At 61.9% G+C, this 10,733-nt stretch carries 10 protein-coding genes; 1 reads left to right on the top strand and 9 read right to left on the bottom strand.

Annotated elements, in window-relative coordinates:
* Positions 1 to 23: 23 nt before the first annotated feature.
* The 7 genes from chrA to CAG44_RS08575 form a co-directional block, all read right to left on the bottom strand.
* Positions 24 to 1,394, bottom strand: coding sequence for a chromate efflux transporter (gene chrA / locus CAG44_RS08545; RefSeq protein WP_085588194.1), 1,371 nt, complete (start codon positions 1,392 to 1,394; stop codon positions 24 to 26).
* Positions 1,387 to 2,328, bottom strand: a complete 942-nt coding sequence (locus CAG44_RS08550; RefSeq protein WP_143493840.1) for a chromate resistance protein ChrB domain-containing protein — start codon at positions 2,326 to 2,328, stop codon at positions 1,387 to 1,389. Before CAG44_RS08550 ends, chrA begins: the two co-directional genes overlap by 8 nt.
* 290 nt (positions 2,329 to 2,618) lie before the next feature.
* Positions 2,619 to 3,437, bottom strand: coding sequence for a shikimate dehydrogenase (aroE, locus tag CAG44_RS08555; RefSeq protein WP_085691921.1), 819 nt, complete (start codon positions 3,435 to 3,437; stop codon positions 2,619 to 2,621).
* Positions 3,434 to 4,666, bottom strand: a complete 1,233-nt coding sequence (locus CAG44_RS08560; protein ID WP_085691922.1) for a CaiB/BaiF CoA-transferase family protein — start codon at positions 4,664 to 4,666, stop codon at positions 3,434 to 3,436. Before CAG44_RS08560 ends, aroE begins: the two co-directional genes overlap by 4 nt.
* A complete protein-coding gene (locus CAG44_RS08565) occupies positions 4,663 to 5,118 on the bottom strand; it encodes a MaoC family dehydratase (RefSeq protein ID WP_075045462.1) in 456 nt (151 codons plus the stop codon). Before CAG44_RS08565 ends, CAG44_RS08560 begins: the two co-directional genes overlap by 4 nt.
* A complete protein-coding gene (locus CAG44_RS08570; protein ID WP_085691923.1) occupies positions 5,115 to 5,513 on the bottom strand; it encodes a VOC family protein in 399 nt (132 codons plus the stop codon). Before CAG44_RS08570 ends, CAG44_RS08565 begins: the two co-directional genes overlap by 4 nt.
* A complete protein-coding gene (locus CAG44_RS08575; RefSeq protein WP_085691924.1) occupies positions 5,510 to 6,457 on the bottom strand; it encodes a ketopantoate reductase family protein in 948 nt (315 codons plus the stop codon). The genes CAG44_RS08570 and CAG44_RS08575 overlap by 4 nt, the downstream gene beginning before the upstream one ends.
* Before the next feature lie 93 nt (positions 6,458 to 6,550).
* Here CAG44_RS08575 and CAG44_RS08580 point away from each other — a divergent pair, with 93 nt between their 5' ends.
* Positions 6,551 to 7,462 carry a LysR family transcriptional regulator gene (locus CAG44_RS08580; protein ID WP_085691925.1) on the top strand — a complete coding sequence of 304 codons (912 nt, stop codon included), beginning with the start codon at positions 6,551 to 6,553 and terminating at the stop codon, positions 7,460 to 7,462.
* A gap of 59 nt (positions 7,463 to 7,521) precedes the next feature.
* On the opposite strand, the gene CAG44_RS08585 is transcribed toward CAG44_RS08580, so the two are convergent.
* Positions 7,522 to 8,661 carry a glutathione-independent formaldehyde dehydrogenase gene (locus CAG44_RS08585; RefSeq protein WP_025339478.1) on the bottom strand — a complete coding sequence of 380 codons (1,140 nt, stop codon included), beginning with the start codon at positions 8,659 to 8,661 and terminating at the stop codon, positions 7,522 to 7,524.
* Between the two features lie 138 nt (positions 8,662 to 8,799).
* On the bottom strand, positions 8,800 to 10,374 hold the full coding sequence (locus CAG44_RS08590; RefSeq protein WP_085691926.1) for a phospholipase D family protein: 1,575 nt from the start codon (positions 10,372 to 10,374) through the stop codon (positions 8,800 to 8,802).
* Between the last annotated feature and the right edge of the window lie 359 nt (positions 10,375 to 10,733).

Raw genomic sequence — 10,733 nt, forward strand, 5'->3', positions numbered from 1 at the left:
ACGATGTCGGCCGGCAACCGGTATCAACCACGCAACATATGGACCGCCACACCGGCCAAGGCGCAACTGAACAGTACCTGGATCACGCCACGCTTGAAGCGGAACAGGGCCACTGCGGCAGCAATGGCGATCAACGCCGAAGGCCAGTCGAACGCCCCACTGAAACCCTTTGGCCAGAGCACGTGATAGCCGAAGAACATGGCGAGGTTCAGGATCACCCCCACGACCGCGGCCGTGATCCCCGTCAGCGGTGCGGTGAACTTCATCTCGTTGTGGGTCGACTCCACCAACGGGCCACCGGCGAGGATGAACAGGAACGACGGCAGGAAGGTGAACCAGGTGACGAGGCTGGCCGCGACTGCACCGGCCAGGAACGGGTTTTGCTCACCGAACATCGGATGCACGTAGCCACCGACGAAGCCGACGAAAGCCACCACCATGATCAATGGTCCTGGCGTGGTTTCTCCCAAGGCAAGGCCATCGATCATCTGAGTGGGTGACAGCCAGCCGTAATGCCCGACGGCGCCCTGATACACATAGGGCAGGACGGCGTAGGCGCCACCGAAGGTCAAAAGTGCGGCCTTGGTGAAGAACCAGCCCATTTGCGTCAGAGTGCCGGCCCAGCCAAACGTCAGTGTCAGCAGCCCCATGGGCAAGGTCCACAATACGGCGCCGATCAGCACCAGACGCAGCAAATGCCCCACCCGAAAACGCGCATGCTCAGGCGTTGGTGTGTCGTCGTCGATCAGGGCCGGGCCGTAGCTGTTCCTGGCAGCCCCATGACCACCACCGATCACGAATTTGCCGGGGGCGAAGCGACCGCCCACATAGCCTGCGATACCGGCAACCAGCACGATCAACGGGAACGGCACATCGAGGGCGAAGATGGCCACGAACGACGCTGCGGCCATGGCCCACAGCCAGCCGTTCTTCAGCGCGCGCGAGCCGATCCGGTGCGCCGCGTGGACGACAATGGCCGTGACTGCAGGCTTGATGCCGTAGAAGACCCCCGCCACCACCGGGACCTCGCCAAAGGCGATGTAGACCCAGGACAGGCCAATCAGGATGAACAGCGAGGGCAATACGAACAATACGCCGGCAATCACCCCGCCCCAGGAGCGGTGCATGAGCCAACCGATGTAGGTGGCCAGTTGCTGTGCCTCGGGGCCTGGCAACAACATGCAGTAGTTCAGCGCGTGCAGGAACCGCTTCTCGCTGATCCAGCGCCGGCGCTCGACCAGTTCCTGGTGCATGATCGAGATCTGCCCGGCGGGCCCACCAAAACTGATGAAGCCCAGCTTGAGCCAGAACAGGAATGCTTCGAACAGTCCGACCGGCCGCTGAACCGCTTGCGATGGTGGCTGTTCGCCCACTGCAGAGGTGCTATCAACCATTTTGCGCTTCCTCACTCGCGAAAGCCGTCAGAAGGCCATCGAAGATACCCCCGGCGACCGTTGTCAGTTGATCGTCATCGCCAATGCTTTGTCTCAAGCCCGCGAGGACACGTTCGATACCTGGGGCTTCCGAGGGCTGGTTGCCTCCCACATCCAGATAGTGAATGACTGCGGCCAAGCGTGCCAGGCCCGGCTGCTGCAGGGCAAAGCTCTCGATGAGGGTTTCGAAGGACACCCGCTGGCCGACATGGCTGAACCTGGCCCCATCAAAATCGAAGCCCAGCGCATCGCCCGGGCAGTCTTCAGGCCTGTCCAGCCAGATGAATCGAGCGTCGGCATCGATGAAGCGACGAATCAACCAGGCACATGCCAGCCGATCCACCCATGGGCGCTTGCGGGTGGCCCAAAGGCGCCCCTGGTAGTCGTTGCGTTCCAGTCGGGTAATCGCCTCGTCGTGGGCACTCGGCTCATCGGAAGACAGTGCGCGGCCAATCGCGGCTTCAAGCTCTTGCAGCGCCGCATCGGCTTGTGCCTTGGGCACGCCCGGGAAAAAATCGGTCGCCGCCAACTGGCTGAAGGCCTTTCTGAGCTTGCGCACCTGCCGTGCGGTCTGCAGCGCATTCTCTGGCGCCAGCTCGGCCCTGCAGCCTGCAATTTCTTCCATCAGGCTGGCGTACTCGTCGCTCCTGTCGAACAGCCTGCTGAAGCGCTCTTCACGCTCAGGCAGCGACAGGAGAAATGCGGTGCCGTTGATAGCCAGCACGTCGCGCTCGACTGCCTCGAAAACTTCCCGACCCGCACATTGTTCGGGCAGCAGGTAAACACCATCCCTCAGCACTGCGGCTCCGGAGGCCTTCAGGCTCCTCCAGGCACGCATGCGCTCGGTGGCATTGGCCGTCGGCAATCCGAGGATCAGTAGCGACCAGTTGATCATGTAGAGTACTCAACACAATATGTTTGTACCTCTACATTAATCTGAAACTGTGCAAAATCAACAGGCCCGTAGCTTTTGGGGCTGCTGCGCAGCCCATCGCCGGCAAGCCGGGCTCCCACAGAGACCGCGAAAATCTTGAGGTCTGCGCCGTACCTGAGGGAGCCCGGCTTGCCGGCGATGGGCCGCAAAGCGGCCCCAAATCGCTCAACTGACTGGCACCAGGGTAAACCCGCTCCCACAGGGTCCCTGCTAAATCAGGGAGTTATGTGGAGTTCCATAGGAGCGGGATCCTACTCCAGTGGAATGGTCAGGCGATTGATCACTGCCCGGGTTTCGGGCCGCACCCCGCGCCACCAGGCGAAAGCCTCCGCGGCCTGCTCGACCAGCATGCCGACACCGTCGGCCAGGCGCCCCACACCCTGCGCCTTGGCCATGCGCAGGAACGGCGTCAGGCCTTTGCCATACGCCAGCTCGTAAGCCAGCCGCGTCTCGCCCAGCACGCCTTGAGGTAGCGGCGGCAGCTCGCCGGTGAGACTCGCGGAAGTGGCATTGACCACGATGTCGAAGGACTGTCCCTCCAGCTCCTCATAACGGCTGATGCGCAGCCTTGGGTGGTCCAGTTCGTTGCGCAGGCTGAGCGCCTTGGCCATGTTACGGTTGGCAAGCACCAGTTCGCTTGGCCCCGCCTCCAGGAACGGCAGCAATGCACCACGTACCGCGCCACCGGCGCCGAGCAACAGTACCCGCCGATTGGCCAGTGGTTCACCGAGGTTTTCCTCGATATCCCGCAGCAAGCCGATGCCGTCGAAGTTCTCGGCAAAGATACGGCCATTCTCGAACTTCAATGCATTGGCCGCCCGCGCCAGCTGTGCGCGCTCGCTGCGTTGGTCAGCCAGCTCGAAGGCGCGCAGCTTGAACGGCGCGGTGATGTTCATGCCCAACCCGCCACCGTTGCGAAAGTTCAGCACCTGGGCCTCGAAGCCCTCGAGCTCGCCCTCGATGGCGCCGTACTCCAGGCACTGGCCACTGGCCTGGGCGAACAGGCCATGAATCAACGGGGACTTGGTGTGGTTGATCGGTCGGCCGATCACTGCATAGCGGTCGCTCATCGTGCATCTCCGTGGGTGAACAGCACACCGTCTGCCTGCATGGCGGTGATTTCTTCAGGGCTGAAACCTAGGCCGGCGGCCACTTCGGCATTGTGCTGACCGAGGTCCGGGGCCACTTGGTGGATCGTGGTGTCGCACTCGGAAAAGCGGAACGGCAGGTTGGGCAGGCGCAAGGTACCGTAGCGCGGGTGCTGCTGCTCGATGACCATGTTGCGCGCCTGGATCTGTGGGTCAGCCACGACCTCGTCGATGCGTTGAACCTTGGCGCTGGGGATGTCGATGTCATCGAGCAATTGCAGGATATCGGCTACCCGGCGCGCACCAACCCAGTCACGCACCACGGCCAGGATCGCCTGGCGGTGGGCGTTGCGGCCATTGAGGCTGTGGTAGCGGCTGTCGCTGCCGAACCCGGGCGGGCCACCGTTGGCTTCGAGCATCGCGGCAAAGCGCTTCCAGGCGTCGTCGACCTGGGCGGCGATTACCAGGTCGCCATCAGCCGCACGAAACACCCCGTACAGGGTGGAGGTGGGCATGTCATGGCCGGTCTGCTCGGGCAGGACGGTGCCATCGGACAAGGTGTAGCACTGCACCGCGTATTCATGCATCGACACCAGCGTGTCGTACAGGGCCATGTCGATGTGCTGGCCACGACCACTGCTCACCCGGCCCAACAGCGCCGCATTGATCGCCGCCACGGCATGGATACCGGTGTACATGTCACCCAAAGAAATGCGCAGCAACGGCGGCGCTTCGCCCGGCACGCCGACCATCTGCATGATCCCGCTCTTGGCCTCGGCGATCAGCCCGAAGCCGGCGCGGTGGGCATCCGGGCCGGTGTGGCCGTAAGCGGAAATCGAGCAGTACACCAGACGCGGGTTGCGCGCTGACAGCTCGGCATAGCCCAGGCCCAGCTTGTCCAGGGCGCCGGGGCGATAGTTTTCGATGAACACATCGGCCGAGTCGGTAAGGCGCTGCATGAATGCTTTGCCACGCGGGTCCTTCATGTTCACGCTGACGCCCTGCTTGCCCATGTTCAGCTGCAGGAAGTAACCGCTCTGCTGTTCATCAAGGGTAAACGCGTGCTGGCGGCCGGCATCGCCGCTGCCCGGCCGTTCGACCTTGATCACCTCGGCGCCCAGTGCTGCCAGGCAACGGCCCACATAGGGCCCGGCCAGGAAGTGGCTATAGTCGATGACGCGAATACCCGCCAATGGCAATGCCTGGCTCATGCCTGCACTCTCCTCGGCACCATCAGCCGGTGCTCGCCACGCTGCACGACTTCGCCATGCTGGTTGATCAGTTCCGACGGCAAGACCACGATGCCCCAGCCCGGTCGGCTGTTGCTCGGGCGCATCGCCCCCACGCGCATGCGCACGTGCAGCACATCGTCGACCTTGATCGGCAGCACGAAGTCCCAGGTCCAGCCCAGCGACATGCCCGGTACAAAGCGGTATTCGCACTGGGTCTTCAGGCCGTCGGCGATCGACAGGCCGAACAGGCCATGGGCAACCAGGCAGCCGAAGTGGCTCGCGTTGGCGTACGCCTCGTCGACATGCACCGGGGTGTGGTCGCCGGTGAGTTCGGCGTAGGCCAGGATGCGTTCGCGGGTAACGGTGTAGGTGGGGCTGATGCATTCATCGCCTTCGCAGGCATCGTCCCAGTATTTTTCCACCACGCTCATGCCACCACCTCTGCACGTGGGTCGATGGCCAGTGCCTGGGCGACGCATTTCGCCGGCAATGCCTGAATGAACTCGACCGTCAGGCCGTCAGGCAGGCGCAGCCAGTTGCGGCCCTGAGGCATTTCGCTGACGCCGAACCGCTGTGCGGCGGCCAACGCGGCTTCGAGGTCCTCGCACATGATGCCCAGGTGTGCCATGCGCCCTTCCGGGCCGGCAAAGTCCGGCTGGTGGATGAACTGCAGGCCACCAAGGGTCCAGTACTGCGCAGGCTGCTCGGCGTCACCCTGCATCTCGCGCATGGTCATGCCGCACACCTCGCTGAAAAAGCGGATGTGCCACTGGATGTCCCGCACCCAGAACGCAACGTGTTCAAGGTAGGCTTTCGGCTGGCTCATGGATTACTTCCCTTCTGCTGATCGGCCATGGCGCGCTCGATACCCTTGATGCAGGCAACCAGGGTCGCGTTGACCGGCGTAGCCACGCCGTGGCGCTGGCCCCAGCGCACGACGGAGCCGTTGATGAAATCGATCTCGGTGACCGAGCCTTTTTCCAGGCTCTGCAGCATCGAGGTACGGAAGCTTGCCGGCAGGCCTTCAGCTGCCAGGTACCACGCAGCGTCCGGGCTGGTGAGGCTCAGGCGGATGCCGGCCCGCTCGGCGACGGCGATGGCTTCGCTGACCGCTGCCTTGGCGGTGCTTTCCAGCAGCGGCTCGCTGTACAGTTGGCCATAACTGAGCATGGTGATGCCGCTGAGCGCGCCTGTCGCGACGTTGACCAGCAGCTTGTCCCACATGGTGCCGAGAATGTTGTCGCTGACTGTGGTGGCGAGCCCGGCGCCATTGAAAGCCTCGGCGATGGCCTGCACACGCGAGGTCCGTTGGCCGTCGAGCTCGCCGATGAAGGTGTGTTTGCCTGCCACGCCGGCACGGATCGAACCCGGCGCCAGCAGCACGCCACCGACGTAGGTCTTGCCGGCCAATACCCGCTCACGCCCCACGGCCTCGGCCAGGATGTCTTCGTGGCCAAGACCGTTCTGCAGCGATAGCACCAGCGTCTGCGGCCCGATCAGCGCCTTGGCACCGGCAATCGCCTCGCTGGTGTGGAACGACTTGACCAGCACCACTACCAGGTCGGCCACGCCCACGGTTGCCGCGTCGCAAGCCGCCTTCACCCGGACCTGCCGCTCGCCGCGTTCATCCTGCACCCGCAGCCCGCGCAAATTCATCGCCTCGACATGCGCCTGGCCACGATTCAACAGCCAGGTTTCGTGCCCCGCCTCGCTCAAGGCCGCACCAATGGCGCAACCCAGGGCGCCGGCGCCCAGAATGCAGATTTTCAAATCGCAGACCTCCTGTGGTTTGCGACCACCTTATGCAGCGAGGCTTATTTCGGCTATACAATGGCCTCAATACACTTATTGAGTTTCGCAATAATGAGCACGCTCGATGCCTTGCCTGATCCCAAGCTGCTGCAGCTGTTCGATGTGCTTTACCACTGCCGTAGCGTGACCCGTAGCGCTGAACAGCTCGGCCAGAGTCAACCTACCGTGAGTATCTGGTTGGGGCGCTTGCGTGAAGAACTGAACGACCCGCTGTTCGTGCGCACCCCCGGGGGCATGGCCCCTACCCCGCGGGCAGACCAGTTGATCGGGCCATGCCGCGAGGTGCTGGAATCGCTGCGGCGCCTGACTACCTGGGAGCCGCAATTCGTTCCGGCCACGGCCCAGCGTCGCTTTCGCCTGTGCGTCAGTGATGCCAGCCATATCACCCTGCTGCCCAGCATCCTCAACCACCTGCGTATCCATGCGCCGGGTATTCGCCTGGAGGCGGCGCGCATAGATGGCAACACCGAAAGCGCGCTGGAGTCCGGCGAGGCGGACCTGGCCATCGGCTTTGTGCCTTGGCTGGGTGCGGGGATGTATCAGCAAGTGTTGTTCGAACAGGACTGGGTCTGCCTGAGCAACCCACAACACCCTCGTTTGGGCAAAGGCATGAGCGTGGCGCGCTACCAGGGCGAGGGGCATGTACAGATCAGTGCCGGGACCGGGCAAAAGTTACTGGAGGCTGGTTTGGCGCGGGCCGGCATCGAACGCAGGATCATGCTGGAGCTGCCGGCGTTTCTAGGGTTGGGGATGATTGTCGGGTCGACCGACCTGGTGGCAACGCTGCCACGGCACATCGGGCAGACACTTGCCGACATGCATGGTCTGCAGGTGCACGATTGCCCGTTTGCAGTGGAGGGCTTCACGGTCAAGCAGCATTGGCACGCGCGCTACCAGCAAGACAGCGGGAATCGCTGGATGAGGGAGGTGGTTCGGGGCTTGTTTCAAGCAGGTGCCAGTTAGCACACCAGACGAACGCCTCCCTCGCCGAGCTTCCTTGCCTGGAAGCATCGGGGTGCGAGTCAGGCAGCAGGCTTGAGCACCACCTTCGTCCAGCCATCATCCCGCGCATCAAAGTGCTTGTAGGCATCGGGGCCTTCAGCAAGCGTCAAACGATGGGAAATTATCTGGGAAGGCTTGGCGCGCCCATGATGAATGAGCTGCGCCAGGCGGCGATTGTAGGCCTTCACGTTCGCCTGGCCTGTGCGGATGAATTGGCCCTTGAACCAGAACGCCCCGAAATCGAAGGCCATCTTGCCCTGCTTCGCCAGGTCGTTCTTCGCACCCGGATCTTCTGGCACGAACACACCCACGACGCCTATGCCACCGGTAGCCTTGGTCGAGGCAACCAGGTTGTTCATGGTGAGGTAGTTCGCTTCATGGCCATGCTTGTCGCAGCACTGGTAACCCACGCATTCGCATCCCCGGTCGGTGCCTTTGCCGTGGGTCAGGTTCATGATCTCGTCCACAGCCTTCTGCTCGACCGCGTTGATGGGGGTTGCCCCTAGCTGCGCGGCCAGCCTCAAACGATCCGGCTGGTTGTCGATCACGAACACCTCGGAGGCACCTTTGATGATTGCCGAATAGGCCGCCATCAACCCGACAGGGCCCGCTCCATAAATCGCAATGCTCTCGCCCGGCTGCAGGCCGGCCAGCTCTGTCGCATGCCAGCCAGTGGGAAAAATATCCGAAAGCATGACGTAGTCATCTTCACGTTCCTGGGCGTCCTCCGGCAGCACCAGGCAGTTGAAATCAGCGTATGGCACACGCAACAGTTCGGCCTGGCCACCTTGGTAGGGACCCATGTCGGCAAAACCATATGCGGCCCCGGCAGCACCCGGATTGGCAGTGAGGCAGAACCCTGTCAGGCCTTTTTCGCAGTTTTCGCAGAACCCGCAGCCGATGTTGAACGGCAGGCTGACCCAGTCACCGACTTTGACGCGGTCCACCCCTGCCCCCACCTCGATCACCTCACCGAGGTTCTCATGGCCGAACACACGCCCGGCCTCGAACGATGTGCGCCCCTCATACATGTGAAGGTCGGACCCGCAGATGTTGGTGGTGGTGATGCGCACCAGCGCATCGGTAGGTTTCTCGATCCTTGCATCGGCAACATTCTTGACGGCGACGTCGCGCGGTGCGTTGTATACGATTGCTTTCATGCTGAACTCCCAGAAGTCAGGGGCGATGGAAAAGCGCCCTACCCTGTTGGGGTAATGGATTTACCTCAGGTGTTCAGTGCTGTACGTGAATAGCAGATCAGTGGCGCTAATCATCGTCGCGCCTTGGATCTAACCACGCTATAGCATTTTCTCCAGCCCGATCGCGCTGCTGAGCCAGGAATTGAAGTGTCGCCACCAACTCCCAGGTTCCTTGGTCAACGTATGTTGCTGGCCATCGTCTTCGGTGACCCATACCAGCTGATTCTTTTCCAGCCGGGTGTGATAACTGAGAGCCGGTGCCATCCCCTCCAGAGCCAGTTCGCGCACCCGTCCAGCAAGCTCAGGGTCATCGACCAACACGCCGACTTCGGTATTCCACAACAAGGAGCGCGAGTCGAAATTGAACGAGCCGATAAACGCTTTCTGCTGGTCGAATATCATCGCCTTGCTATGCAGGCTGGACTCGGAGCTATTGGAGGATCCACCATGAAACAGGCCCAGCCCACTGTCGCTGTCGCCATTGTCACCGGATTGGCTGCGTAATTCGAACAACTGCACACCATGCTCCAGCAAGGTTTTGCGATAAGGCGCGTAAGCACCGTGCGCGGCGGGTACATCGGTGGCTTCCAGTGAGTTGGTCAGCAAGCTGATCGACACGCCAGCGTCGGCACGACGGGTCAGGTACACCACCCCTGGTTGGCCGGGCACCATGTACGCCGAGACAAGGATCAGCTCCTTGGATACCCCATTGAGCTCGGGTGCCAATTGGGTAGCCAACAACAAGTACGGGGCTGGCTCGCCACTCGACAAGACCTTGCTCGGTGCATCCCACATCGCTTTGTTCCAGGCCCAGATCAACTCCCTGCGCCAGTCACTCAGGCGTGGTTGGGTGGTATAGCTCATCAGTTGTTGATAGAGCGCATGATTCTGTTGGCGTACTTTCTCCAGGGACTCGTCCAGCCGAGCCCGGAGGTTTTTCAGGTCCCCGGTCGTCGGCCTGGTCGAGATGAACTGCTCGATGGGCTTGCTCAGGGCACTGTTCCAGTACTGGTCGAAACTATGTCCCAATTGTTCTGCAACCGGCCCGACGCCGAGCATGTCGATGTCGGTGAAATTCCTGTTGGGCTCGGCATCGAAATACTCGTCCCCCAGATTGCGCCCGCCGACGATGGCCGCACTGTTGTCCACCACCCACAATTTGTTGTGCATGCGCCGGTGTTGCCGGGCCAGGTTGAACAGCCGGCCCATGGTACGCGTCACGACGGTACTGCGGCCCAGGTGCAGTGGATTGAACACTCGGATCTGTATATGCGGATGCGCCGCCAGTGTCGCGATAATTCGCTCCAGGTCATCGCTGGTGGTGTCATCGAGCAAGATCCTGACGCGGACGCCACGGTCAGCGGCGATGAGCAGCTCGCGCACCAGTATCCGAGTACTGATGCCGTCGTGAACGATGTAGTACTGCAAGTCGATGCTGCTTTGAGCATTGCGGATCAGCTCGGCGCGTGCGGCGAAAGCCTCGGCACTATCGGAATACAAGCGAAAGCCCGACTGGCCCCGATGGGGGGCTGCCTGGGCCTGGATAGAACGACCGAACGCCGAATCGTTCGCAGGCAAGGCCTGACTGGGTTCGTGAGAGACATTGGGCGTTGTACAACCACCAGACAGCAGGGCGAGTAACAGCAGAGCAGCAAGGGGCTGTTTGATTGTCACGGAGGCTACCCCGGGTGATGGCGATGAGGGTGCCGGGTCCCGAAGAATGGCCAGTCCCTTACCACCAGCATCCGGCCGTATCGACCTTGTGCAATGTTTCTTCGATCTGCGGTGTTGTTACAGAAGCGTAGTTCATCTCCTGCTGACCGCGGTGTCGCTTCTGGGCGTCACGGGCACCCAATGAGGGCCATCGGCATTGTCGGTGACGCTGAAAGTTAACTGGCTTTGTAAGCGCGACGCGAACTCTGTGGGAGCGGGTTTGATCTGGTCAAGTAATTTTGGACACCGGTTAAGGTTTATGCCGCTGCCCTCAGTTTTTCCTCCATGGCTACCGGGGTCTCGTATCCGTTGTAGCTGTG

Origin of the sequence: Pseudomonas sp. B13(2017) (genome assembly GCF_002113245.1) — a bacterium.
GTDB lineage: Bacteria > Pseudomonadota > Gammaproteobacteria > Pseudomonadales > Pseudomonadaceae > Aquipseudomonas > Aquipseudomonas putida_Z.